At 43.9% G+C, this 26,092-nt stretch carries 26 protein-coding genes; 13 read left to right on the forward strand and 13 right to left on the reverse strand.

The window, feature by feature from the left end; all coding sequences use genetic code 11:
* Window positions 1-25 precede the first annotated feature (25 nt).
* The 4 genes from DSM107010_RS14235 (at window position 26) to DSM107010_RS14250 (ending at window position 3,406) form a co-directional block, all read left to right on the forward strand.
* Window positions 26-865, forward strand: coding sequence for a phycobilisome rod-core linker polypeptide (locus DSM107010_RS14235; RefSeq protein WP_106167416.1), 840 nt, complete (start codon window positions 26-28; stop codon window positions 863-865).
* A gap of 114 nt (window positions 866-979) precedes the next feature.
* Entirely contained in the window at window positions 980-1,723 is a 744-nt protein-coding gene (locus DSM107010_RS14240) for a phycobilisome rod-core linker polypeptide (protein WP_106167415.1), read from the forward strand.
* Between the two features lie 220 nt (window positions 1,724-1,943).
* Window positions 1,944-2,705, forward strand: a complete 762-nt coding sequence (locus DSM107010_RS14245) for a phycobilisome rod-core linker polypeptide (protein WP_015155419.1) — start codon at window positions 1,944-1,946, stop codon at window positions 2,703-2,705.
* 227 nt (window positions 2,706-2,932) lie between these two features.
* Window positions 2,933-3,406 (forward strand): hypothetical protein, encoded by a 474-nt coding sequence (locus DSM107010_RS14250; protein WP_106168164.1) that lies wholly within the window; start codon window positions 2,933-2,935, stop codon window positions 3,404-3,406.
* A 113-nt stretch (window positions 3,407-3,519) separates the two neighbouring features.
* On the opposite strand, the gene DSM107010_RS14255 is transcribed toward DSM107010_RS14250, so the two are convergent.
* The gene (locus DSM107010_RS14255) at window positions 3,520-4,392 is read right to left on the reverse strand and encodes an SDR family oxidoreductase (protein ID WP_015155421.1); all 873 of its coding nucleotides are present in this window, start codon (window positions 4,390-4,392) and stop codon (window positions 3,520-3,522) included.
* A gap of 291 nt (window positions 4,393-4,683) precedes the next feature.
* Between DSM107010_RS14255 and rplU the strand changes: the two genes are divergently transcribed.
* The 5 genes from rplU (at window position 4,684) to DSM107010_RS14280 (ending at window position 7,386) form a co-directional block, all read left to right on the forward strand.
* Window positions 4,684-5,091, forward strand: coding sequence for a 50S ribosomal protein L21 (gene rplU, locus DSM107010_RS14260; RefSeq protein WP_106168163.1), 408 nt, complete (start codon window positions 4,684-4,686; stop codon window positions 5,089-5,091).
* A 96-nt stretch (window positions 5,092-5,187) separates the two neighbouring features.
* Window positions 5,188-5,475: a 50S ribosomal protein L27 gene (rpmA, locus tag DSM107010_RS14265; RefSeq protein ID WP_015155423.1), complete on the forward strand. Its 288-nt coding sequence runs from the start codon at window positions 5,188-5,190 to the stop codon at window positions 5,473-5,475.
* 353 nt (window positions 5,476-5,828) lie between these two features.
* Window positions 5,829-6,089 carry an AbrB/MazE/SpoVT family DNA-binding domain-containing protein gene (locus tag DSM107010_RS14270; protein ID WP_106168162.1) on the forward strand — a complete coding sequence of 87 codons (261 nt, stop codon included), beginning with the start codon at window positions 5,829-5,831 and terminating at the stop codon, window positions 6,087-6,089.
* Window positions 6,083-6,409: a type II toxin-antitoxin system PemK/MazF family toxin gene (locus DSM107010_RS14275; protein WP_181246392.1), complete on the forward strand. Its 327-nt coding sequence runs from the start codon at window positions 6,083-6,085 to the stop codon at window positions 6,407-6,409. The genes DSM107010_RS14270 and DSM107010_RS14275 overlap by 7 nt, the downstream gene beginning before the upstream one ends.
* A gap of 2 nt (window positions 6,410-6,411) precedes the next feature.
* Window positions 6,412-7,386, forward strand: coding sequence for an XdhC family protein (locus DSM107010_RS14280; protein WP_106168160.1), 975 nt, complete (start codon window positions 6,412-6,414; stop codon window positions 7,384-7,386).
* A 44-nt stretch (window positions 7,387-7,430) separates the two neighbouring features.
* Here DSM107010_RS14280 and DSM107010_RS14285 read toward each other — a convergent pair whose 3' ends face one another.
* Complete coding sequence (locus DSM107010_RS14285; RefSeq protein WP_106168159.1) at window positions 7,431-8,393, reverse strand: DUF6263 family protein; 963 nt, start codon at window positions 8,391-8,393, stop codon at window positions 7,431-7,433.
* A 208-nt stretch (window positions 8,394-8,601) separates the two neighbouring features.
* Between DSM107010_RS14285 and DSM107010_RS14290 the strand changes: the two genes are divergently transcribed.
* Complete coding sequence (locus DSM107010_RS14290; protein WP_106168158.1) at window positions 8,602-9,168, forward strand: hypothetical protein; 567 nt, start codon at window positions 8,602-8,604, stop codon at window positions 9,166-9,168.
* 10 nt (window positions 9,169-9,178) lie between these two features.
* Here the strand turns inward: DSM107010_RS14290 and pyrR are convergent, their stop codons facing one another.
* The 7 genes from pyrR to pilM form a co-directional block, all read right to left on the reverse strand.
* Window positions 9,179-9,715 (reverse strand): bifunctional pyr operon transcriptional regulator/uracil phosphoribosyltransferase PyrR, encoded by a 537-nt coding sequence (gene pyrR / locus DSM107010_RS14295; protein ID WP_015155429.1) that lies wholly within the window; start codon window positions 9,713-9,715, stop codon window positions 9,179-9,181.
* 106 nt (window positions 9,716-9,821) lie between these two features.
* A complete protein-coding gene (locus tag DSM107010_RS14300; protein WP_106168157.1) occupies window positions 9,822-11,108 on the reverse strand; it encodes an aminopeptidase P N-terminal domain-containing protein in 1,287 nt (428 codons plus the stop codon).
* Between the two features lie 195 nt (window positions 11,109-11,303).
* Window positions 11,304-11,807: a hypothetical protein gene (locus DSM107010_RS14305; protein ID WP_106168156.1), complete on the reverse strand. Its 504-nt coding sequence runs from the start codon at window positions 11,805-11,807 to the stop codon at window positions 11,304-11,306.
* A gap of 555 nt (window positions 11,808-12,362) precedes the next feature.
* On the reverse strand, window positions 12,363-14,546 hold the full coding sequence (locus DSM107010_RS14310) for a type IV pilus secretin family protein (protein WP_127023211.1): 2,184 nt from the start codon (window positions 14,544-14,546) through the stop codon (window positions 12,363-12,365).
* Between the two features lie 830 nt (window positions 14,547-15,376).
* On the reverse strand, window positions 15,377-16,126 hold the full coding sequence (locus DSM107010_RS14315) for a pilus assembly protein PilO (protein WP_127023214.1): 750 nt from the start codon (window positions 16,124-16,126) through the stop codon (window positions 15,377-15,379).
* Window positions 16,123-16,914 (reverse strand): PilN domain-containing protein, encoded by a 792-nt coding sequence (locus tag DSM107010_RS14320; protein WP_015155434.1) that lies wholly within the window; start codon window positions 16,912-16,914, stop codon window positions 16,123-16,125. Before DSM107010_RS14320 ends, DSM107010_RS14315 begins: the two co-directional genes overlap by 4 nt.
* Window positions 16,907-18,031, reverse strand: coding sequence for a type IV pilus assembly protein PilM (pilM, locus tag DSM107010_RS14325; protein ID WP_106170308.1), 1,125 nt, complete (start codon window positions 18,029-18,031; stop codon window positions 16,907-16,909). The genes DSM107010_RS14320 and pilM overlap by 8 nt, the downstream gene beginning before the upstream one ends.
* Window positions 18,032-18,159: 128 nt before the next feature.
* Here pilM and DSM107010_RS14330 point away from each other — a divergent pair, with 128 nt between their 5' ends.
* Window positions 18,160-19,482 (forward strand): ABC transporter substrate-binding protein, encoded by a 1,323-nt coding sequence (locus DSM107010_RS14330; protein WP_106170311.1) that lies wholly within the window; start codon window positions 18,160-18,162, stop codon window positions 19,480-19,482.
* A 33-nt stretch (window positions 19,483-19,515) separates the two neighbouring features.
* Here the strand turns inward: DSM107010_RS14330 and DSM107010_RS14335 are convergent, their stop codons facing one another.
* On the reverse strand, window positions 19,516-20,811 hold the full coding sequence (locus tag DSM107010_RS14335) for a bifunctional folylpolyglutamate synthase/dihydrofolate synthase (protein WP_127023217.1): 1,296 nt from the start codon (window positions 20,809-20,811) through the stop codon (window positions 19,516-19,518).
* Window positions 20,812-21,068: 257 nt separating this feature from the next.
* On the opposite strand from DSM107010_RS14335, the gene DSM107010_RS14340 reads away from it, so the two are divergent.
* On the forward strand, window positions 21,069-21,302 hold the full coding sequence (locus DSM107010_RS14340; protein WP_015155438.1) for a hypothetical protein: 234 nt from the start codon (window positions 21,069-21,071) through the stop codon (window positions 21,300-21,302).
* A gap of 129 nt (window positions 21,303-21,431) precedes the next feature.
* Here DSM107010_RS14340 and hrcA read toward each other — a convergent pair whose 3' ends face one another.
* On the reverse strand, window positions 21,432-22,520 hold the full coding sequence (gene hrcA, locus DSM107010_RS14345; RefSeq protein ID WP_015155439.1) for a heat-inducible transcriptional repressor HrcA: 1,089 nt from the start codon (window positions 22,518-22,520) through the stop codon (window positions 21,432-21,434).
* Window positions 22,521-23,037: 517 nt separating this feature from the next.
* The gene (locus tag DSM107010_RS14350) at window positions 23,038-23,382 is read right to left on the reverse strand and encodes a rhodanese-like domain-containing protein (RefSeq protein WP_015155440.1); all 345 of its coding nucleotides are present in this window, start codon (window positions 23,380-23,382) and stop codon (window positions 23,038-23,040) included.
* A gap of 77 nt (window positions 23,383-23,459) precedes the next feature.
* Between DSM107010_RS14350 and DSM107010_RS14355 the strand changes: the two genes are divergently transcribed.
* A complete protein-coding gene (locus DSM107010_RS14355; RefSeq protein ID WP_127023220.1) occupies window positions 23,460-25,208 on the forward strand; it encodes a DUF3352 domain-containing protein in 1,749 nt (582 codons plus the stop codon).
* A 274-nt stretch (window positions 25,209-25,482) separates the two neighbouring features.
* On the opposite strand, the gene DSM107010_RS14365 is transcribed toward DSM107010_RS14355, so the two are convergent.
* Window positions 25,483-26,067: a Uma2 family endonuclease gene (locus DSM107010_RS14365; protein WP_015155442.1), complete on the reverse strand. Its 585-nt coding sequence runs from the start codon at window positions 26,065-26,067 to the stop codon at window positions 25,483-25,485.
* Window positions 26,068-26,092: the final 25 nt, after the last annotated feature.

The following is a 26,092-nucleotide window of genomic DNA, read 5'->3' on the forward strand; positions in this document are numbered from 1 at the left end:
ACAACTGTCAACTGATAAGTGAAAAATGTCAATACCATTACTTGAAGTCAAACCCTCCAGCCAAAATCAGCGGGTTGAGGGTTACGAAGTTCCTAGCGAAGATACGCCGATTGGCTATCGCTTCACAGATACTTCCTCGGTATCGGAAATCGATGAAATTATCTGGGCGGGTTATCGCCAAATCTTCAGCGAACACCTGATTATTGAAAGCTATCGCCAGCCTTTCCTCGAATCTCAACTCCGCAACCGCGCTATTACCGTGCGGGATTTTATTCGCGGTTTGGGTAAATCGGATGTCTACCGCGAATTAGTTGGAGAAACCAATTCTAACTATCGCTTAGTGGATATCTCCTTTAAGCGGTTTTTGGGACGCGCTACCTATAACCAAAAAGAGCAAATTGCTTGGTCGATTGTCATCGCCACCAAAGGTTTGAACGGCTTTATCGATGCGATTGTCGATAGCGAAGAGTACCGCGAAAACTTCGGCAACGACATCGTACCCTACCAACGTCGTCGTTATAAAGGTCGTCCCTTTAACTTGGTAAACCCACGTTATAACGGCGACTGGCGCGATCGCGAAAGTATCCGCAACTTGCAAGGTCGTGGCTTCTACAGCGCCCGCAAGACTGGCGATGTTACTAAAGAAGTGGTACGTCGGGCAATTCCCTCTAACTTCTTGGCAATGGCTGGTAGTATTTTGACCCCAGAAGTCAACTATCAGCGATCGCGCGATCGGGTTCTCTCTCAAATCTCAACAATGGAGATCCCCGATACAACACGCAAAGACACATTGCCCCAAACTACGATCAAACCTACCAAAGTCGCTTTACCCTACGACTACATTCCCTCCGATCCGAGGAATTAAGGACAAGGAAGACAAGGAAGACAAGGGGGACAAGGAAGACAATTCAATTGGCAATTCGCAATTACTCCCGACTCCCACTCTCCCACTCCCCACTACTCACTACTCACTGTACATATGTCAATACCTCTACTCGAATACAAACCCAGTTCGCAAAATCAGCGGGTGGCTGGTTACGAAGTTCCCAGTGAAGATACTCCTTGGATTTATCGCTTGGAAGATTGTATCGACCCCAGCGATAATCAAGAATTGATTTGGGCTGCGTATCGCCAAGTTTTTAGCGAACACGAAATTCTCAAGTTCTATCGTCAAGAACAGCTAGAATCTCAACTGAAGAATCGCGCTATCACCGTGCGGGACTTTATTCGCGGTTTAGCTAAGTCAGAATCGTTCCGCCGCTTGGTGGTAGAAACAAACTCGAACTATCGACTCGTAGATATTGCCCTAAAGCGGTTGCTAGGACGTGCATCTTACAACAAAGACGAAGAAATTGCTTGGTCGATTAAAATTGCTACCCTTGGCTGGGGTGGTTTTGTCGATGCACTAATTGATAGCGAAGAGTACCAGCAGAATTTTGGCGATACTACCGTACCCTACCAGCGGCGACGGTTCAAAGACAGACCGTTTAACTTGGTGACACCACGTTACGCCGACTACTGGCGCGATAAAGAGGAAACCGAACGCTATAAATCTGGTGCGATTAGCAACTTCTTTGATATGGCGCGATCGCTGAATATTAGAACCGTAACACCCCAGCCAGTTAGCACGGCTAATATTAGCATTCCTGATACGTCACGGAAGGAAAAATCAGCAACGCCAGTTTCAATCAATCCCTCAGCAAGTTTTCCCGTGCGGCTGTAATTTTGCAAGTTTAATAGTAGGAAAATCTAACAGCCACAGATTGACTTACTCACGAACCAACATTCTGCCTACCCTACGTGGGATAATAAGCTAGAAAGCTCTATATATATAGGCTTTGCTTGTTTCAAAAACTTTCCAATTCATGGAAAGCGATCGATAAATTCAGTTTGAATTTATCTGTTTTCATTTTGTGCGATTAACCTAGACGGGAGAATCCCTCATGGCACTGCCGTTACTCGATTACAAACCAACTACGCAAAATCACAGAGTTCGCAGCTTCGGCATTGCGGATCAAAACGAAGACACTCCATACATCTATCGTGTGGAAGATGCTAACTCTCCAGCAGAGATTCAAGAGTTAATTTGGGCTGCTTACCGTCAGGTATTTAGCGAACACGAAACTCTTAGAATCAACCGCCAAACTCAACTAGAATCGCAGTTGAAGAATCGTGCAATTACCGTGCGCGACTTCATTCGCGGCTTAGCTAAGTCGGAAAGATTCTACGAAATGGTAGTTTCAGTTAATAATAACTATCGGCTTGTAGATATTTGCCTCAAGCGTTTCTTAGGTCGTTCTTCTTACAACAAAGAAGAACAAATTGCTTGGTCAATTGTCATCGGTACGAAAGGATTCTACGGTTTAGTAGATGCCTTGCTAGACAGCGATGAATACACCGATGCATTTGGGGATTACATCGTTCCTTTCCAGCGCAAGCGGATGGAAGGTAGACCCTTCAATCTCGTTACCCCTCGTTACGGTGACGATTTCCGCGAAACTGCTGGTACAGTCAAAACAGACTGGCGCTTTACCCTGGATCAGTTCTACAGCCGCAAGTCGAAAGAACGACAACTACGGGAAGGCGATCCTCGCAAGTATGCTGATATGGCAGCATCGATTAATAACAAAGGTAATTACGCTCAGCGCGTTTCTGCCTTTGACCTTGACTATCTAAGTCTAGTACCATCCCGTGGTAGAAAATAGAGTTGATTAAATTTCAGCTTTATTTTTGATTTAATTCACTGGGTCTAGTTTCCACGCTGATTCGACTTATAACTAACGGTTTTGCTGTAAGTGATGAGTTGAGTCAAGTGGCGATTAGATCCAGTAATTTTTTGTCCTCGATCTTTAGTCATCTGTCATTGGTAAGATATTTTATAGTCAGCTTGCATGTCTGGGCGGGTAAAGATGCCCAATCCAGAAGAGTGGGAATGGAGAACCATTTTACAATTGAAGAAAGAATTCAGTTTCTAATTAGTAAGTTGCGCAAGCAAGTTAAGCCAATACACAGAGATAATGCTTTGCGATTATCGGCTGATGCCTTGGAACAAGTTGAAACGATCGCCGATATTGCTACTAAAGCACATTACTTAAACGAATTGGCGATCGCGTGTATAGAAATAAAATTAGCAGATAAGTGTTTGGAAATTTTAGATCGAGCCTTAGAAACTACTCAAGCAATTCCCACTCGAATTACAAAAGTAACTGAACTTATTAAAATAGGTAGTATGTATGTCAAGCTCGGTATAGAAGATCGAGGATTAGATCTATTAGATCGAGCTTTACAACTTGCCAAAACATTAGAAAGTGTTGACGAGCGAGATTATGCTTTAAGCGATTTAGTCTCTGCTTGCGAAGACATTGGATACAATACTTTAGCAATTTCGATTGCTAAGCTAGTATAGCAGTTCTAAATGATTTGTAAAGTAGGCTTCTAGCCTGCTCCACGTTCATGAATCAAATAGGATTGCTTATAGAAGATAAATAACAAGCTGGTGCGATCGCAAACGGAACAAACTTACCCTCGCAACATCTCTAGTTCTTCTCTTACAGAAAGCGGCTGATATCCCAAATGAAAAGCCTTAGAACTATCTAAAGAAACATCAGCAGGTCGAGGTGCAGCCATTTTTACATCTTGCTGACGACACGATTTTAACCTAGTTGCAGGAAGTTGAAATACCTCTACCAATAACCGACCAAAATCATAACGCGATAACCGCTCTTTTCCACCTAAATGAATCATACCTTGAACCTGCTTCTCTAACACCATCAACAACCCTTTAGCCGCCGTCGTACCGCTAGCAGGAGTACGAAATTCATCTGTAAATAATGCTAATTCTTTTCCATCTTTTAGAGTTTGCATAAAAGGCTGTATAAAACTAGTAGCTGTTGGCGTTGCCATACCAAACATTAAAGGCATTCGGCAAATTGTTGCTAGAGGATAGCGTGCTAAAATTCCCTCTTCAGCTTGAACTTTTTGTTCTCCATAAGCATTCACAGGAGATACCGGATCTGTTTCCCGATAAGGCGCATTTAAACCGTCAAAAACTAAGTCAGTAGAAGTAAAAATAAAGGGGATGCCAAAATCTGCACACAATCCAGCAATATTTAAAGAAGTCGTAACATTGATCGCGTATGACTCTTCTGCATGAGTTTGGCAATAATTGGGACTTGATTGCGCCGCAGTATGGATTGTAGCTGAAGGTTGAATTTGTTGAAACAGATGCTTGAGTGCTTGAAAATCCCGTAAATCGATTTTAAGCATCGTCACGCCTGGAATTTCTATTTCATGGGAAAAGTATGTACTATATACATCCCATTGCTGTTTTGCCAACTGACATAAATGCCAACCTAAAAAACCACTTGCGCCAGTAACTAGAAGTTTTTTCATGCGATCGCTTTATGATAACTAGCGGATGTTACCCCTTTTTTCAGGGGGTTAGGAGATCGAAAATCTGCGCTACTCACGAAAAGAGCCGAATCGGTTGGATATTTCAGTAGGACGTATGGATGTTAAGTTGTTATTAGATGAGCAATTTTATTGACTATCACGACTATCTAAACATATAATTAGAGATTGTCTGTCTAATTCTGGCTCGGATCAGGTAGACCGAAAACAAAAGCTGAACTGTTCTCAAATCTGAGCAATCAGCTACCTGTACGGCACAATCCTTATAATCTCATGACCTACGCAATTATTGAAACCGGTGGTAAGCAGCTGAGGGTAGAACCAGGGCGTTTTTATGATATCGAACTCCTGGCAACCGAACCTGATGCAACAGTGACTATTGAAAAAGTTTTGTTGGTGCAGCACGATGGCAATGTTACCGTCGGGCAACCGTTAATTAACGGAGCAACCGTAGAAGGAACGGTGGTGCGCCACCTGCGGGGACGTAAAGTCTTGGTGTACAAGATGAAACCCAAGAAAAAGACGCGCAAAAAGCGGGGACATCGGCAAGAAATCACCAGACTGATGATTGACTCGATTAACCTTAATGGTTCCAAGTTGACAGCTCAAGCAGCGGCTACGACTGAGACTTCAGCTAGTCAAGCACCTGCTGAAACCACAGAGGAAACTGCATCAGAATAGAATGAGGGCGCGATCGCTACATTCTTAAATCTTGGGTAGATCGCGCTTGGCTCGCAATAATGAAGTAGAGATAGAAAAAATAGCGCAGAGGACACAATGGCTCATAAGAAAGGAACAGGTAGTACTCGCAACGGTCGCGACTCTAATGCTCAACGGTTAGGTGTTAAGCGTTTCGGCGGTCAAGTCGTGCGGGCAGGTAATATTTTGGTACGGCAACGGGGAACGAAGTTTCACCCTGGTAACAATGTTGGCATCGGTAGCGATGATACATTGTTTGCCCTGATTGATGGCGTGGTGACATTTGAAAGAAAGGGTAAAAGCCGCAAGAAGGTGAGCGTATATGCTCCTGCAACTGCGGCTGAACCCGCAGCAGCTACGGCGTAGAAATATTAGGGGCGAATCGAATTCGCTTCTACACAGGCAAAGTCTGCCAAGCGGACTAAGAGTTATTAAGGCTACTGGCTACGTGCAGTAGCCTTATTTAGTAGCAATGTGTTTCAGCTCAAGTTGACCAAAACAATTCAAAATTCAAAATTCAAAATTCAAAATTTAAGAGAGTACAGTCGAGAACAGCCATCTACGATTGAGCGTGGTTTTCGGTCAGTAGCGTCTACAAGCTCAAACGCGACCGTAATGCGTGAATTTTGAATTCATAATGCGCGAATTCCAAGGGAGGGGTTGACTGCCTACTTTTTTGGTGTTTACAATGTAATTACAATATAAGCATACTCAAAATTATGGGTACGGGTATCAGAACTCGCATTGTCAGAATTGGTAATTCTCAAGGCATCCGCATTCCTAAACCACTATTGGAGCAAAGTGGTATTGATACAGAAGTAGAGATTGAAGTTCAAGACGAGTGCTTAATTGTGCGTGCAGCATCGCGATCGCGTATCGGCTGGGATAAAGCATTTGCTGCAATGGCAGAACAAAAAGATGATATTTTACTTGATGATGTCAATATAACAGAGTGGGATCGGACTGAGTGGAAATGGTAGTTAAGCGTTTTGATGTGTTTCTGATTAACCTCCATCCTCCCACAGTTGGTAGTGAAATTCAAAAAACAAGACCGTGCGTCATCGTCTCACCAAATGAAATGAATCACTACATTGCCACTGTTATCGTTGCGCCGATGACAACAAAAGGTCAGCCGTATCCTACAAGGATCGCTTGCCAGTTTCAAGGTAAAGATGGGCAGATCGTTTTAGACCAAATTCGCACTGTTGATAAAACTCGATTGGTCAAAAAACTCGGTCAAATCAATTCCAACGAACAAAAAGCTGTTTTGGATATCCTCGCCGAAATGTTTGCAGAGTAAAAATGACTATCAATTGCTACCAGCAACTCGCTCAAGCATTAGAAAAAGGAGCAGTCGTAATAGCAACCGCGATCGCCATTCAAGGCTCGGTTCCCAGAGAAGTAGGAGCCAAGATGATTATCTGTGCTGACGGTCGTACCTACAATACCATCGGTGGGGGTGCGGGAGAGGCAAAAGTCATTCGCCAAGCCATGATAGTGCTGGAAACAGGCGAAAAGCAATTGGTAGAGATCGATCTGACTGGCGCACCCCAACGGCAAACTCAAGGAATTTGCGGTGGAGTCATGCAGATATGGTTGGAAAGGTGGTCTGGTCAAGAGGCGATCGCCCTTGTCGATCGAATTCTCGATTTACTCCAGTCGGGACAGACAGCTACTCTCGTCACTCCTTTTACCCTTGACAAATCGCCATATTTATTATCAAAAAATATTTTAATTGCCACCGAAGAAGCTTTTATTGAAACTCTACAACCGCCACCAACTTTATTAATTGTCGGAGCGGGACACGTAGGAGAACAATTAGCAAAAGTCGCTCATACAATTGGATTTCAAGTTATTATTCAAGACGATCGCCCTCAGTGGGCAAATAGAGAACGCTATCCCCAAGCAACCGCAATTTTTAACCAAGCGATCGCCTCAGCTGTGGCACAATTAGCAACTCATACGCAACTTTATGCAGCACTGGTAACGCGGGGTTTTCAGTACGATTTAGCAGCTTTAAAAGTCTTATTAGCTCGAAATCCTGAGTGTAAATATATTGGTACGATCGGCAGTGAAAAGCGGGTACGTCAGGTGATTCAAGCGTTAGAAACAGAGGGTATGGCTGCAAATAAATTGCGATCGCTCTATGCACCAATAGGTTTAGATATTGGGGCGCTGACACCAGAAGAAATTGCTGTAAGTATCTGCGCTGAATTAATTTTAGTTCGTCGAGGTGGTACGGGTCGCCCTTTATCGCAGCTAAGCTTGGGCGAATAGAATTCGCCTGATGCTAAATTTAGCGCCTTCATTATCAGATAGTGTTACTTCGACATCAGATTAAGTCTCATGTAAAATTTGCCGTTTCTAATTGCTTCGCCTGCCTTACCAGCCTGCTGAATACTCATTTCATTTTTAGAGTTCGCAATCAGATTAGCACGCAGCGGAAAAGGGCGATCTAGTTGCATCATCAATCGCCCATCACCTTTGGATTCAAGCGATTTTAGAGTTACAGTAGCTCCATTTGGTATCCCTGGTAGAGTTAATTTTTGTGGGTTAGCGTGCTGCTCAAACCATAGATTTAGAGTTGCTATATTATCTTTTAGATTGACTAACTCATATGTTATTGTTTGCTTAACGCTCATTCGCAAAAGAGAAGGTTTAGTTGTGACACGCCATTTGGCTCCAATACCAATAGCTTCTTGAGGTAAAGGTGAAGACATTTGGTCGAAAGAAGTTGACATCTGCTCTGAGAATTGTTTTAAGTTTGCATCTGACTTCTGAGATGACGCAAATTTAGCTGTTTGAATTTGTCCCCGATTATCAATTATGAAAGATCCACTCGTGCCAACCATCTTTTTCATTTGCGATCGCATTGCTTCCAATACCTGCGGTGGCAAACTGCTAGAATTCATCACATCTACATTAGAGTAAGACGATTTAAAGTGAATGTTACCGTTAGGTTCGACTTTTGTTACTACTGTATCTATAGCAACTGTTATCGGTGGTAGATCGACTTTCGGCATTGTTTGACCTGCCATAGATACATCTGTATCCATTTGTAAGGTCATAGTAGATGTTTGTTTTGCATTTGCCTGGGGACGAAAGCGTAGTTCTTGCCGTGGTTCATTTCCTGCTTCTAAAAGTTCGACTTGAGGCTGTGCCGTAGCAGATGCTATTTGAGTTTTTGCTTGTTGCTTAACTAGGGATGGTGTTTCTGCATTTACCGTTAATCCCGCAGCAGTAACTAGACAACAAATAGAACTGTATAACAATAGTTTTTTCATATGTTTTTGGGTAATTGATAATTGGTAATTGGCGATCGTGTGTCACGCACCAAGCACCATTCTCTACAAAAACATATGCTTTATGAAGATATATTTCCAACAGTGAAAATACAGATTTAAATATCTGGTATTCTCACGGAAGCAAATTTAGCGCGATCGCACGGATTATCGAAATAATTACCGTTTGCATATCTATGGTTTTCTATTTATGAAAAAGAACTCTATCACTTGGTTTCCCGCTACAGGTGCTTGGATGAGTGCCATTCTACTAACACTGTTGATGGGAGTCGTCACGCTAATTATTAAACAAACTAGTATTCCCTTGAGTCGATTCATTGGCGAACATTTATCGACTAAGATGAGTTGGTGTTTATCCGTTTTATCTTTGCTTGCACCAATTCTGATTATTGCCTTCATTCATCATTGGCTCCACCTCTTATTAGACCGCTTTTTCCCCGATACTCAATCTGCTACAACAGAGGAAAGCGATAGCTTTTTTCCTGGTTTAATGAGTTGGTGGGAAGGGCTATTTGCTTGGTTGGCGATCGCAGTATCTACAATCTTGGCTATAGCAATTATTATTGCAATATGTCCCTACGATTCTTCAGAAAATTCTGTAATTAAATACTTATTAATGTTGTCTGCTTGGGACGATCCAAAACATTTATTTTCAGCACCAGTTATCGGGCGGACTATTATCGCCGCTTACCTATATCATTTTGAATATCTCGTTCGCTGTCGCGTCCAGGCTGAAGTCACTTCCAGCCGTTGGTAATGCTATTGGTCTAATTTCCAATTAACTCTACCGCATCTCTGCCATCCAAATCTTGCAAAAATACCTTGACTTGTTCGTCTTTTGCCGTAGGTAGCTGTTTGCCGATAAAATCTGGATGAATTGGCAATTCTCGATGACCGCGATCGACAAGTACCGCTAACCAAATCGATTCTGGTCTACCATACTCGTTCACAGCATTGAGGGCGGCGCGGATCGTCCGCCCTTTGTAAATGACATCATCTACTAATAAGACTATTTTGCCAGTTAGATCTAGCGGAATGTCACTCTTAGCTGGTGTTCGTACACCAATTTTATCTAAATCGTCCCGATAGAAAGTAATATCTAACGCCCCCACATGGACAGAAACACCTTCTAGCATTTCAATTTGACTGGCTAAGATTTGCGCCAAAGGAACGCCTTTAGTGTGGATGCCTAAAATCACCAACTGGGAAAGGTCGCGACATCTTTCCACAATTTGGGAAGCAAGGCGGTTAACTGTTCGCCGGAGTTCATCGGCGGAGAGTATCTCAACGACTTTTGGAGACATATGGGGGACAAGGGAGACAAGGAGGACAAGGGGGACAAGGGGGACAAGGAAGCAACCACCAATTACCACTGGTCACTGGTCACTGGTCACTGGTCACTGGTCACTGTTATTTGGGTACTCCTGCGGTTAAGATTTCGTGTCCGGTTTCGGTGACGAGGACATCATCTTCAATCCGAATGCCGATTCCTTCCCAGCGCGGCTCGATCGCGGGTTGTCCTTCGGCGGGTTGAGTCTGCGGTACAATGTAAAGTCCTGGTTCTACTGTCAGTACTTGTCCTGGTTGTAAAATTTGAGGGGAGTCACCGTGTTGATAAACACCGACATCGTGAACGTCTAACCCTAGCCAATGTCCGGTACGGTGCATGTAGAAGGGTTTGTATTTTTCTTCTTTAATTAAATCGTCAATTTGCCCTTGCAGGATGCCGAGTTCGACTAGACCTTCGGTGAGGACGCGGACGGCGGTATCGTGAAAAGCGCTGTAGGGATTGCCTGGTTGAACTTGGGCGATCGCTTGTTTTTGCGCTTCTAGTACAATGTCGTACAGTGCTTTCTGCTCGCCTGTAAACTTGCCATTCACGGGAAAGGTACGGGTAATATCGGAGTTGTAATAACCGTAGGCGCAGGCTGCATCAATTAATAGTAAGTCGCCATCCTGCATCTGGCGCGTATTTTCGATGTAGTGCAGGATGCAAGCATTGTCTCCCGAAGCCACAATTGAAGGGTAGGCTACACCCGTCCCACCCCGCAAGCGAAAGATGCGTTCCATTTCCGCTTGAATTTCGTACTCGTAACGTCCTGGACTGGCGATTTCTTGGGCGTAATTGTGTGCCTCAACAGAAATAGCAGCAGCTTGTCGCATCAATTCTAATTCTGCTTGACTTTTTACTAGTCTCATGCTGTGTAAAATTACGCCAGCATCTTCAATGGCGATTGGTCCCGTACCGCGTTTGGGATAAGTTGCCATGAGACGCTGCCAGTGGTGCAGGACTTTTTCGTTGAAATTGCGATCGCGTCCCAGACGATAATAGATTTTGTCTGCTTTTTCTAAATACTGCGGCAGCTTTTCATCAAGTTCGGTAATCGGATAAGCTTCGTCTGCCCCATAGATTTCTTTTGCCCCTTCTACGCCGCAACGATAGCCCGTCCAGACTTCTTTTTCTCTTTCTTTGGGGCGGACAAATAAAATAAAGCGATGTTCGGTGTGGTGAGGTGCTAAGACAGCCACGGCTTCTGGTTCGTCAAACCCTGTCAAATAAAAGAAGTCGCTATCTTGGCGAAAGTTATATTCTACATCGTTATGCATGACTGCCATTGGCGCACTGCGAAAAATTGCCGTGCCGTTGCCAATCTTAGCCATCAATTGTTCGCGACGCTGGCTGTACTCTGCTTGCATAGCTGCTCGATCTGTAGGCTTTTATCAGTATTGTAGATGGAACAGCTATTTTCAGTTATCAGGGAGCAGTGACCAGTGACTTCTGACTTCTGACTTCTATACGGGCGGGTTTACCAATTGTCTTTGACTCTGACCAGTATTTCTGGTGAACCCGCCCCTAAAATTTTTGACTTTTAACTTTTGACTTTTGACTTACTAGCCAGCATATCCCTGAATGTTTTCTGGTTCAAACGATCGCAGTATCCGTGTTGCCTGTCGGGTTAGTTCTTCTGTACCTTCTATGACAATTAGATACTTGCCTGCGTTCAGGCGGTTGCGATATGGTAATGCGTCGCTACTACCTACAGATAAACCTACGCCTCCACCGACGAAATACGCGCCTAATCCGCCGGAAACTGAGCCTAAGACACCTGCAATTAGATGGTTGCCGATCGCGCCTATTGCAGGGATAATTTCAATACCCGTGAGTAAGTTGAAGAGATAGCCTGCGGCAAAGCCAAAGGGTACGAGCCAGGTTACGAGTCTACTTGCTCCTTTACGGGCTTGTTCGTTGGGGTTGATGAAACCGAATTCGTCTGCACTTTTGTAGCCTTGACCTAAGATGTTAATTTGAGCTTTGGGTAGTCCTTCTTTTTCAAGTGCTGTATAGGCTGCTTCTGCTTGGATGCGGTTTGGTAAGACTGCTACTAGATAATTCATGGTTTTAAAGAAAATGTCACGCAAAGACTAGCCAGTGCGTTGCGGGGGTGGCGCTATCGCGGACTTCGTCGCCCCCCGTTGTAGCAACTGGCGTGCAAAGGCGCAAAGGGTTGCCTTAGATTTTTGTAGGGATTGGGAAGGTTTTTAAGAGAGAATGTGCTAGTGAAAGTCAATAATAGGTTGGAGAAGTAGCATAATTGCACCTACAATTACAAAGGACAGAGTTGTCCAAAAAAAGATTCTCATATTGTTTTCCTAATTTATTTAGATATTATCTAGCTGAACAAATATAAATAGAGATGACATCTTTCTATAGAGCCACTTACAAAATGTATGTGTCAGACTTTAGATAGAAGCGATCGCTGAAAATAGCGATCGATGATAGTTATAAAAAATAATAAAAAAGATGCGAAATTTCGCATCCTACAGGAAATTTAACTTAGCATAATTTTCAGCAATCGCTACAATAACGCTGATTTCATTACCCCCTTTTTAAGGGGGGTTGGGGGGATCTTCCATGCCGGAGTCTGAAAAAAATGGTAAACCTTTGGCAATCTATCGATTACTATTGGGCGTTTGAACTTTGCGATTTTGGCTGCGTTCTAGCATTTGACGCGCATCAGGACTGGGATTATAGTTATATCCCATAGATGACGATCGCTCTGAATCGTCGATAATTTGAGGAGTTAGCAACACGATAACTTCTTGACGCTGATTCTGTTTATTAGTGCTTCTAAACAATGCGCCAAGAATTGGAATATCTCCCAGAATGGGAACCTTATCGACGCTGGTTCGGTCTGACTCTTGAATGATACCTGATAATATTAACGTTTGATTATCTCGGAGACGAATTAGCCCAGAAGTCAGCGATCGCTCGTTAATTAAAGCAATCAAATTACCAGTTGTATCTCTATATTGATCTTGTACTGCTCTGACTGTAGGAGCTACAGATAGGGCAACAAAACCATTGTCATCAACCCGTTCGATCTTAATTCCAACAGTCAAACCTACTCGCTCTTTTTGAATCGTTGTGGTATCCTGACCGAGACCACCCGTACCCTGAGTAATAGTTCTAGTAATATTACCCACGACTTCTTGTGTCAGGTTGACGGCAGCTTGTTGTCCTTCTTGAACGATCAAGGTAGGATCGGTTAAAACTTTAGCATTGCCACTTGTAACTTGAGCTTGCAAGCGAGATAAAAACTGTCTGGCGAACCCGGGAGGATTTTCTCCTGGAAGACCTCTCACAGCTAGCGGGCTTCTCGTGCCGAAGTTGATGATTCCAGCACCCTGAGCGTTTTGTATAAAAGTGTCACCCAGCCCAAACGAAAAGCTGGTATTAATGTCCTCAGTTGCTAAGAGGTTAATATCAGCAATCTTGACGTTAATTGCAACCTGACGACGGCGAGAGTCGAGTTGGATCAATTGAGCGCTAGCCACCTGAACTTGCTTGGGAGAACCAATCAGCGTAACGGAGTTCGTCCGCTCGTCACCGACGACTTCTAATCCCCGTAGTAGGGGTGTAGAATCTTGAAAATCGATCCGTTGGGTTTCAATCCGCGTCTCTGTACTCGTTTGGGTTTGGGTTGCGGGAGCTTGTCCGCCACCTACAGGTACGGCTTGAACGCTGGTGATCGTGCGTTCGCGACTAACGGCACTTTCTGCACCCATCGCGACTAAAAAGTTAAGTGCTACGCCTACCGTGACTTGATTTAGCCTGTAGCTGCGCGTGACTAGATTACGAGCATCATTAGGCAGTCTGGGACCGACAAAAATCGTGCGTCCTTCCCGATTGGCTTGCAAGCCTGTAATCCGCAGTACGTGATTGAAAACATCTTGTACGGACTCGTCTTGAATATCGAGAGTGACTCTGGGTCCCTCAGCCCCCCCTGCTCCAGGCGCAGTCGGAACTGGTTGACCTTGTTGTCCTTGAGGTGTGGCTGTCGTGTAAGCTAAGTTGAGACCAGCAGCACGGGCGAGTAAGGAGAGGACTTCGCGCACGGGAGCATCCCGCAAGACTAGGCGCGGTACTCGTTCTTGGCTACCAAGATCGATCAGAGCTGGAGAAGCATCGGTGTTGGAAATTGCCATATCTCCCACGGGTGGGGCAACCGCTCTCGGTAAGAATGGCGGTTCGGCTTGATTTCCGCGCATTGGTGAGGGTGGTACTGGCTTTCCGTCAACCGTAATTTCTGGATTGGGAAAAAGGGGTTTTTGAACTGTTACCGATTGCCCTGGTTTAAATGTCGTACTAGATGTTGGAGCGGGATTTGCTTGGGCAATTCTTTCTGGCGTAGAGCTAACGCTAAACGTTACACCTTGACCATTACGTTGCATTTGACCGCTGGGAGCATTGGTAGTACCAGTGACCATCAGCCGGATGCTATTAGAGTCGAGTCGGGTAACAACTACTGAATCAATGCCTGAAGCTGGCTTGGTTTGACGGAAATCTTGTCCTTCTGGTAAGTTCAACTGAGCGTTACTAATATCTGCAACTAGAGTTTTACCCTGCTGGCTGGTTAAGACTTGGGGACGAGCCGTAGTGGAAGTCTCCAAAACCACATTTAAGCCGTTATTTGTTGGATCTAGCTTGACTCCTGTTACCTTTGCAGGTTTTGCCCATACTGGCGGCGCTGCAACGAGTGCGACTGCTACCCCGATAAATAGTATGTTACTACCTTGAAGCTGTTTCACAGTTCTGTTTCTACTTTGAGTAAAGTTTAGGTATTCTACGCGCATTGCAGGCGATCGCCTTAAATTTGAAAGCGAATAAACGCAAATTCGCCTGACAATTTACAGAAATAGAATGAGTTATAACAGTTATCAGTTATCAGTTATGATTTCATTCCTTAGATGAAAGAACTATTTTTTAAGAACTGGAAAGCGCTTTTGTAGGATAAATTCCTGACTATGCACTTGATAACTGTTTGCTGAATTAAGGAGATAATTTCACCTGAAAAACTCCACAAGCAAGCTAACTTTATTTCGGCATTTTTCCCAAGCGAATTTTTACTTATAAATCTTTGACTTCATCTTGGTATTATCTCTAATCTCAGTAAATATACGGTAATTTTGTTACATAATGATATCTACAAAATTAGATAATTAGATTGCGATCGCAACCTCATATTTTAGCTCCAATGCCACATAGCGATCGCAATACCTTTATAGGACGAATATAGTAGTATTCCTCGAATTTATCCCGAGATTTCACTAGAAAATCCACCCCTATTAACAATTCAAAATTATATAGCAAGCCTAAATCATTCATGAATAATAGATGATTTAGCTTTGGTGGGCAACGCCCACCCCTACATCTCGATTAGTGATGCAAAGATCTTGGAAGATCCCCCAACCCCCTTAAAAAGGGGCTTAAGTTCCCCCCTTAAAAAGGGGGGTTAGGGGGGATCTTGTCTTAACCGAAAAGTATTGTTGCCCACCCTACTCACTTTGACGACTTGATTGCAACATCTATAAGGGCGGGTTTATCGATGTCTTCAGTTAAATTCAGCGATTTTTGATAAACGCGCCCCTACAAACTGACCGCTATTTAATTCCAAATTCCGAATTTATTTCTTCGCTTCAGCTGCCTTAGCCGCTGCCGCTGCCGCTGCTGCTGCTTCCTCTGGAGATACGGGAATCAGTGCCTGTAATTTAAAGGAAGTATCGATATTTGGCGCACCGCCAGCACGTTTTCCATCCTTATCGGTAGCAGCTACCATTGTCGATTGATAGTCTCTCACGATTAATAATGGTTGCAATCGTTCAATACTTCGGAAAATCTCTTGAGTTTGGTCAAATGTTCCAGAGATATTAATATCAACTATTCGACGTTTGAGTTTGCCATTGACATCAGAACCAAGCGAACCATCAGCGATCGTTTCGGCTGATTGATTGGCGGGAGTAAATTTTTTCAATTTAGCAGTAGCGTTTTGCTTGCCATTAACCGACTGTACGAGTCGATTTAAATCGATTAGTAGCGTATCGAGCGTACTTTCGTTGGCAAATAAAGTTAAAACATCTGCTTTTTGCTGTTTCGCTTTCGTTAATTCTGTTTCTACTTGCTGCTTCTGCGCCATGCTAGCGGATTTTTGCTGCACCAAGTTTTGCTTTTCATTTTGTTTTGCTGTTAGCTCGTCATGCTTTTGCATTGCTGGCGTGACGAACGAAGTAAACAAGTAACCTCCTAAACCAAGACCAACAACTGCTAGCAGCGCGCCGCTAATCGTTGGAGTTAGAGTCACGCCAAAAACAGTAGGATAGGACGGTGCAGCCTCAAAATCTTCTTCTACAGAAATAAATTCTTCACTAATAGTCATGGTTGAATGACTCCTTTTTGTTGCAGGGTGCGAATCCGAGTCACCAGTCCTAATGTCCCTTTACGCTCTAACTCTTGGAGCAGATCGGCGGCTGGGACATTACTTAAGTTAGATTGAATTGTATATCTCACAAGTGACGGTGGTTTTACGGCTGATTTTTCATTCGATGCCGCAGCCTCGGCTAGTTCTGCTGAAATAATTCGCGTGTCAGTCGCTTGGAAGAATGCTGACTGTTTCAGAGTTAATAGGAAATCGTTCACGTCGCTAAACGATCGCGCTTTGCCAGTAATTTCAATTCCACCCGCTGGGTTTGCAGATGGTGGTGGAGCTGCATTACCCGCTGCCGCAGGCGGTGGCGCTGCGCCAGATGAGGCGATCGCCGGAATTTGCTTGATCGATTCAATTTGCACTGCTCTGGGAATGCGATCGCGCAAGTCTTGTAACATTGCTGACCAAGGGCGAATTTGGTTGAAAACAGTAGCTAATGCTTTTGTATCCGTTTGCAATGTGCTAGTTTCAGCCTGAATTTTTTTCAATTCTTCTTCTTGCAAGCCCAAGCGGTTTAACTCTGCGTCTAACGCAGCTAGTTTGTTTTCCATCTGGGTGTTTTGCGTTTGTAACAACAACCACCAAGCCCCAACCACCACTGGAATCACCGCCGCTACAGCCGCTCCGACAAATAGAGGTGTTTGACCGACCGCTGACATCCGCGTTTTGCTTCCACCAGTCGCAAACCCTGACTTCTGGGGGGCGCGGTCTTTGAGAAAATTGACATCTAAACTATACATTGCCCCATGCACCTCTGAGTCCTAAACCGATCGCCGTTCCCAAACCCGGTCTTTGCATTGGAGTAATTTTCTCCTCGTCTACATCTAAAGACAGTGCTGCTACTGGATCGATTGGCGCTGTGGGAATGTTTAACTTTTGTTGGAAAAATTCACTCAAGTTGCCCAAACCACCGCCAGGTCCGCACAAAAGAACCTGTACCATTTCCAAATTCTCACTTTGACTGAGGTAAAAATCAATCGAGCGACGCAATTCGTCTGCTAATTCGGCTAAAACCCGCATCACTGCCAAAGTGCCAGAATCTACATCTGGCATATCTTCTGGTTCGTCATCATCATCTCCACTAGTCAGTGGTAGATTGAATGACTCCAACATTTGAGTATCCCTAGATGCAGGTAAATTCATCGATCGCAGGAGAGCGCTCTGCATTTGATACGTCCCAATCGGAATAGTACGGGAAAATTGCGGCACTCCATCAACAATAATGGCAATTTCTGTATTATCAAATTGAACATCGACCAGCGCTACGCCTTCATTCGAGTTATATGCCCGTAATTGCTCCCGAATCGTGCGAATTAAAGCAAAACTGTTAATTTCTATGACATTAACTTTTAACCCTGCATGTTGGAAGGTATCCATATAGGTGTCTGTAACTTGCTTGCGAGTCGCCACCAGCAATACTTGTACCTTCTCAATTCCATCTTCATCGACGAAGTAGCCTAGCTTTTGATAGTCAACATCAGCTTCTTCGCGCGGGTAGGGTAAGTACAAACCAGCTTCATGATTCAGTACCATTTCCCTTAGTTCTTGGTCATTTAGCTCTGCTGGCAAGGGAATTAGCCGCACGATTGACTCTCGCCCAGGCACGGCTGTCGCTACCCATTGGGCTTTGATTTTAGTGTCAGTTAGTGCCTTTTGAATTAATTCTGCCAGGGCTGGAGGGTCAGCAATTTGACCATCTTGAAACAGCCCTTCTGGAACCGGGGTGGAGGAAAAAGCTGTCAGTTTGTAACCCTGTCGCTGCTTTTTCAGTTGAGCTATATTAATTCGTTCAGGAGCTAGTTCAATGCCAACTCCACATCCACGCTTTGTCAGTAAACTTTTGAGACGGTCAATCACTGTTTTACTACTTGTCTATGAAGTAAAGAATTAGTCTAGCTGAAAGACTTGATACTCATTACAGCTACTCAATTTAACCTAGAATCACCAAGCTTGTTCAATGAATACATACGATCTTAAAAATGTCAATGACCAAAAGACTCGTAAATAGATTACAACCATCGAAGTTAATAATTCTTACCTTATTAGGTTTTGTTCTGAGTTGGGTAGTCAGTTGCGGTAGTGGGAACGTCGCTACTCAAGCACCTCAATCTAACTCTAACAGCCAAGAAATTGAGTTTTGGACGATGCAGTTGCAACCGGAATTCACCGATTTTTTCAACCAGAAGATTCAAGCTTTTGAAAAAGAAAATCCTGGGATGAAAGTCAACTGGGTAGACGTGCCTTGGTCGGCAATGGAGAGCAAAATTTTAACATCTGTCGCAGCAAAAACAGCTCCAGATGTCGTTAACTTAAATCCAGATTTTGCTTCTGTGTTAGCTGGTCGCAATGCTTGGCTGACATTGGATAATAAAATTTCGCCCGAGGTACGTTCCACTTATTTACCTAACATTTGGCAAGCAAGTACGCTCGACGGCAAAAGTTTCGGCATTCCCTGGTATCTCACCACGCGAGTTACGATTTATAACAGCGATTTACTCAAACAAGCAGGTGTTGCCAAGCCGCCAGCAACTTATGCGGAATTAGCGCAGGTGGCGAAGCAAGTTAAAGAAAAAACAGGCAAGTACGCCTTTTTTGCCACGTTTGTCCCAGAAGATTCATCGGAAGTGCTGCAATCTTTTGTTCAGATGGGGGTAACCTTGGTAAATGACAAAGGCAAAGCAGCATTTAATACACCCGCAGGCAAAGCCGCTTTCCAGTACTGGGTAGATTTGTATAAACAAGAACTCTTACCTCAAGAATCTTTAACCCAAGGGCATCGCCACGGAATTGAGATGTATCAAGCAGGAGAAACAGCTTTATTAGGGACGGGGGCAGAATTTCTCAAAACAATTTCAACTAATGCCCCAGAAATCGCGAAAGTTTCTGCTGTTGCACCAGAAATCACCGGAACCACAGGTAAAAAGAATGTTGCCGTGATGAATTTAGTGATTCCCAAAGATAGCGATCGCCCCGACGCAGCGATAAAATTTGCTTTATTTGTGACCAACAGCGATAATCAACTCGCCTTTGCCAAAGCCGCCAACGTCCTTCCTTCAACAATTCCCGCTTTGGCTGATAGCTATTTCAAATCCGTGCCTACAGGGGATAAATCCGAAATGGATCGGGCGCGGGTGGTGAGTGCTAGCCAGTTAAAACAAGCAGAGGTGCTAATTCCCGCAATGGAGAATATCAACGTCCTCAAACGCGCCATTTACGAAAACCTCCAAGCCGCCATGCTGGGAGAAAAAACAGTCGATGCAGCGATCGCGGATGCTGCGAAAGAATGGGATGCTAAGGCTGGAAAATAACGGTTCTATGTAGTGGCGCACAGATGTGCGCCCCTACCCAGCAATGCGTAAAAAATATCCAACCAAATACAACGAACCACAGAGAATCATTAAATTTGATGATTTTGTCGCCGCTTCTAATCCAGCGAAGAGATCTGAGTAGGTGTGACACGTAGCTAGTTGGGGACATTCACAGGCTAGCTTTGCTAGTGTTTCAGGATCGGCAGTACTATGATCTGGAACAGGGACGAGATGTAACTCATCCTTGGGGCGCAATAAGGCGCGTAAAATATCTGCGTGGTCTTTGGTAGATAGCATCCCCATCACCCAACAAACAGGCTGTTCGAGGGTATCGACATATTGACGTAAAGCTCGCGCCGCTGCTGGATTGTGCGCCCCATCAATCAAGAGTTTACGTCCTTGCCAAGTCGTCCATTGCAAACGCCCCAACCATTTTGCTTTTCCCATCCCATTTGCGATCGCCTCAGCCGAAATTTTCCACCCTTGTTGCTGCAAAATTCGTAAAGCTGCAATTGCCAAAGCGGAATTCATCAATTGGATGTCTCCTAACAGAGGTAGAGGATATTTGATGTCGTTGGTTGTTGGTTGTTGGTGCATCTTCAATTCCGAATTCCGAATTCCGAATTCCGAATTCCGAAATTCTGCCCAACCTGGTTCAATTTGACGCGAGGGTAGGGGAAAGACAGCGGGACATCCAAGTTCTTCGATCCGCGATCGCACGACGGTTTCTGCTTCTGGGGGTAATTGTCCGATGACTGCGGGACAGTTGGGTTTGAGAATTCCTGCTTTTTCTCGGGCAATATCTGCTACGGTTGGTCCTAGCTGTTGCCAGTGTTCGCGACTGATGGAAGTAATCACCGTGACTAAGGGGCGATTGCAAACGTTGGTAGCATCTAATCTTCCTCCTAACCCAACTTCTATGACTGCGATATCTATCTGAACTTGGGCAAAGTACAACCAAGCCGCAGCAGTAATAATTTCAAATTGAGTTGGGGTTTCCTCGTCTAGCGAAATTGCCTGCTGTACTTGTAGCAATATTTGCTGTAGGGTTTCTGGTGCGATCGGTTGTTCGTCTAGACAAATGCGTTCCGTCCAATCTACCAAATGAGGAGAAGTATAGCGCCCAACTCGATAGCCTGCTTCTTTAAGTACGGCAGACAGGTAAGCGCAGACAGATCCTTTGCCGTTTGTCCCCGCTACGTGAATGACTGAAACTTGCTGCTGAGGATTACCCAAATTAGCCAGCAGTCGTTGAATTCGTTCTAAACCAAGATGTACGCCGAAGCGCTGATATGGTTTCAGGATAGAGTCAATGTTTTTGTCGGTCATTGGTCAATGGTCATTTGTCATTGGTTAATTGCAGCCATTCTCCCTTGTCCCCCTTGTCCCCCTTGTCCCCCTTCGCCCCCTAATCCCCACTCCCTTCGGTCGTGGGGTCCCCGAGTTCCCCCTTGTCCCCCTTGTCCCCCTCACTCCTCACTCCTCACTCCTCACTCCTCATGCATCCACTTTTTGACAGATGCAGTTCCTATTTGGGTAAGTAAGGTGGTTATTAGTTACGATTTTGAATTTCGGAGGGTAAATCTATGACTGCTACTGGAAGTGAAAGAGCAATGAGCAATTTAGAATATGATTTGCTCACAGCGTTACATCATAAGGCTGAAGCCGTCAAAGCATATGAAACATACATCAATGACGCTCAGTCAATGGATTCTCAACCTTGTGTAGAGTTGTTCCAAAAATTACGCGAACAAGATAAACAGCAAGCGCAAGAGATCCGGCAACATTTACAAGAAGTGATGCAAAAAGGCAAGATGTAGAATAGTCATTGATCATTGGTCATTGGTCAAAAAGGTGCGTGTAAAACACTTATGTAAGGGCGGGTTTTGACCAAAAATTTATAACTCAGGTTGTCAATCTCTTTGCTAAACTCGCCCCTACTGACTTCGCTAGTTGCTTAATGCATCAGATAGATAATCAGCAGCAGCTTCGACTATGGCGATCGCAGTTTCGTAATCTAAACGAGTTGGTCCTAAGACTCCTACACTACCAACGGGAACTGTACCGCGTCGATAGGTAGATGAAATTAGGGTACAACCACGAATAGGTTCGAGCGTATTTTCTGAGCCGATGCGAATTGTGACTCGCCGCCTGGAGTTAGAATCTAATTCCGGTTCTTCAAAAATAAAAGGTAGTAGCTGCTGCTGTTCTTCTTCTAATAGATGTAGAATCGTTTGAACTTGCTGTAACTCGGCAAATTCAGGCTGACGCAAGACTTCGGATACGCCTCGGATGGCAATTTGCGTGCTAGCCGGGAGTGGCTGAGTTCGCCGACAAATATCTGCAAATACAGTTTTTAAGCGATCGCCATATTGTTGAAATTCGCGGTCTAATTGATTCCAGTCAAGTGATGCTAATTCATACAGCGATCGCCCGCGCAGTTGGCTATTGAGGAAGTTGGAAAGTATTTGTAGCTCTCTTTCTATAACTTCTGGTTCTGATTCTAAGACTGTTTCCGCTTCTGAAGTCGGCAAATCTAACAAGACTGATTGGGTTTCATAAGTATCGGTTACCACAATCAACATTATCCGCCCTGACTCAATTTGAATCAGTTGAATGTGGCGTAACCGTGCCATATTAGCGCTAGGCATGGTAATTAAAGTAATGCACCCACTCACCTTGGCTAAAATCTGCGCTGCGCCTCTTAATAAAGCTTCCAAGCTCCAATCTTCCCACTTTAATTGCTCTTGGAGTAGCTGTTCTACCTGTCGTCCCCAGACATCGGAAGGAGTTATGAGGCGATCGACATAAATTCGATAGCCAGAGTCAGATGGAATTCTTCCCGCCGAGGTGTGAGGTTGATAAAGTAAACCAGCTTTTTCTAGCACTCCCATCGCGTTACGAATGGTTGCAGAACTCACGCCGAGGTTATATTCTTCCAATAAAGCTTTGGAACCCACGGGTTCGGCAGTGGCGATGTAATGTCGTACCGTTGCCCAAAGTATATGCTGTTGGCGATCGTTTAGCTGCACTTGCATAGGTGAAATGAGAATAGTGAGATGAGAAGCGAATTTAAGAAATGTAAATGTAATCTCTAGATTTTTTTAATTTTTAGTTATTCAAGATAGCAAAAAAGATAGACCGTGTTAAATAAATACAAAGTTATATTTCGATTGTGCCTCAACTCCTGCACGGTTTTAGCTATTTCTCAAGAAAGATACCCTGAGTTTACATAAAACTTACTGTCTGTCAATATATACATGTTAAATCTTATGACCTATATCCGGCAGAGTTAAAACTTCTACCTAGACAAATTCGACCGGAGCTATACTCTGTGTAACTTCGGCAACCCTAAATCTAATATAGACTGTACTTTTGCTTAAAATTAAAAACTGTTTGGTAGCAATTATTACTGAAAGCGATTGGAATGGGGAACGGGAAACAGTGAGTAGTGAAGGGTTTGACGGTTGATGGTTGGCAGTAAACGCTACGCTACACTGCGTGAAGACAGTTGTTGCTCCTCTGTCCCTGCTCGTGCGCTCCCTGATAACTATCCTAGTATCTAGGAACAGATGGATCGATCGCAGTGGAGTAAGCATCAATTCCCCCTGCTAAATTTCTAAGATTTGTAAAACCTTGACGGCTCAACCACTGGCACATTTGAGCCGAACGAATACCGTGGTGGCACATAACTACGGTTTCTGCTTGAGGATCGAAGCGTGCGGGGATAGAATCAGCCCAATCAGCAAATTGACTCAAGGGCAGAACTTCAAACCCATCAATACGAGCGATCGCGACTTCATCCGGTTCGCGCACGTCGATCAATTGCAATTGCTCTCTAGCATCAGAACTTAACATCTGAGCCAGTTCTTCTACACTAATTTGGCTAAAAGGATTCATAATGAGGGGCTGTGGGTTAGGGACAGTGACCAGTGACCAGTGACCGATGACGATTAGCAAGACAGTTGTAAATTATCATGAAGCGAAGCTTATTTTTTTCTGCCATAGCAACTGTTGTGGTGGTGCTGCTACTAATTGGCGTTGGCGGTTTTTATTGGATTAATAGCCAAAGTCCTCTCAGCTTACTACGAGGTGGTACGACAAATACACCAGAAGCAGCGATATTTGTGCCTAAGCAAGCACCTGCAATGGTATCTTTGCTAGTCAATCCAGAAAAACTAGAGTCTTTGCGGCAGTTGGCAGCGCGTCCGAGCGATCGCAGGCAGTCGCGTCAGGAACTAGAACGCTTTAAGTCTAGTTTACTAGCTAGTAGCAGTCTCGACTATCGCCAAGATATTCAACCTTGGTTGGGGGAAGAAGTTACTTTGGCTTTGACGAGTCCAGATATTGATCGCGATGTGACAAATGGCAATCAGCCAGGATATTTAATGGTATTAACTAGCAGAAATCCAGCTAAAAGTAGAGAATTTTTACAATTATTATTTTCCCAACGAGCGATCGCGGGTAGAGATTTAGTTTCAGAAACTTATCAAGGTGTTAATATTTTCTCCGATCGCGATCGGGTAAATGCAGGGGCGCACAGCCGTGCGCCCCTACAAGAACGAATCTCTCTTGTCGGCGCAGCAGTGGGCGATCGCTTTATTTTATTTGCCAATCATCCTAAAGTATTGCGAGAAGCAATTAATAACGTCCAAGCACCCGATCTGAGTTTGAATGATTCTGCTCAATATCAACACGCATTAAGTTTATTACCGACTGAGCGAATTGGCATAATTTTCCTCAATTTGCCTCAAGTGACAACTTTGTTGGGGAAAGAACCGCAAGAGCAAATTTATGATAGTCAAATTATTGGCTTAAAATTAAATCCACAAGGAATTGTCGCAGAAACTTCAATCGCTGCTGCTAATCAGATAGAACTCGCTCCCACTGGCAAGATGCTATCTGAACCCGTGCAAGCATTACAATATTTACCTACTACAACCAATTTAGCGATCGCGGGTTTAGATTTAAGCTATTTACAAAATACCAACTTAAATCAGTTGTGGAGACAAATTACAACTGTCTTATCTGGTTCTAGTAATGATGCAATTTCGCGCTTAATCGCTCAACCTTTAGCTAAATTACAAGATAGCTGGGGTCTAAATATCTCGCAAGATATTTTTAGCTGGGTGCAAGGGGAATATGCTTTAGGAATGCTACCCCAAAAAGATGCTAGTACGAGTGCTGATTGGATTTTTGTTGCCGAGAAGTCTGAAGGAACAGATTTAGCGATCGAGCGCTTTAATGCAATTGCTGAAAATAGAGGTTTAAGTATTACACCTCTATTTTCTGGAGAGCAAAAAATCTATGCTTGGACGCAGTTAAATACAGTTCCATCTAGTCCATCCGAGTTAGGCGATCGCTCGCTACTCACTCTTAAAGCTAAAGTTCAAGGTGTTTATACTACCATAGATAAATACGAAATTTTCACGTCTTCAGTTGCAGCAATGGATGCAGCTTTAAAAGCAGCAGAAACCGATTCTCTATTGAAGAGTTCTCAGTTCCAATCTGCCATAAAAGCTATTCCTCAGCCGAATCAGGGTTATCTATATTTGGATTTACCTAGAAGTCGAGAAATTTTAGAACGTCAATTACCTTTAGTCAAACTATTAGAAGTGGCAGCAAAACCATTTTTTGACAAAACACAATCGATTACTGTAAGTAGTTATGGCGATCGCACCGACGTGCTTCAGGGTGGTATTGTTTTGCGCTTAGGCTCGAATTAATGTCTTATCTTGTTTGCAGCAAGGAATTACTGAGGCAAAAGAACTATGCAGATTCCTACTTAGCACTACAATGGCTTACAACAACTTGGGGTTGATTTTGAAGATCTCGCAGATGATTTTGAAACGCACGTTCGGGAAGAATACAGCACTTTTACTTGGATTATAGAAGGAATGCTGGCTCGCGTTGGATTTGAATTTGAATCAAACTATCTTTCACCAACTATGGCTGAATATATCTGTCGGAAAAGATGAAAGAGCAAAATGCGATCGCGATTTAATTTTCTCCTTCCTTAGCATCAAATTTGACTTGGCGATAAAGTGCAGTTACAGGTAAAGATAACCCTACACTTGTCAAAGTTATCGTATCTTCTGTCGCGTAAGGATAAAGCACCCACAAACCTTGTTCGTTGCGCCGAAAACACTCTACACCAATTTGTTCGGAATCGATTAAAACATATTCCTGCAAAGTTTCCAACTGACGATATCGAGCAAACTTACCACCGCGATCGTATGCTTCTGTAGAAGGGGAAAGAACTTCGACAATTAGGCAAGGATGTTGAACGATTGAATTAGATTCCCGATCTCTCAGATCGTAGGTAACGATAACATCGGGATAACAATAACTATTAGCAGTAGTAACTTGTACTTTCACATCTGAAATGTACACTTCGCAACTGCTTTGAGCCAGATGGCTATCTAAAGCAGTATAAAGATTTCCAGCAATACGATTATGGGGTTTTGTTCCCCCAGTCATGGCAAAAACTTCACCCTCGATATACTCGTGGCGTAGTTGTTGCATGGGTTCCCATTCTAAATACTCTTGCGGCGACATCCATTGTAATTGTGGACTAGCAACCATAAGCTTTACTCCGTTAATCAGTTAC

Source organism: Chroococcidiopsis cubana SAG 39.79, assembly GCF_003991895.1.
In the GTDB taxonomy this organism is placed as follows: domain Bacteria; phylum Cyanobacteriota; class Cyanobacteriia; order Cyanobacteriales; family Chroococcidiopsidaceae; genus Chroococcidiopsis; species Chroococcidiopsis thermalis.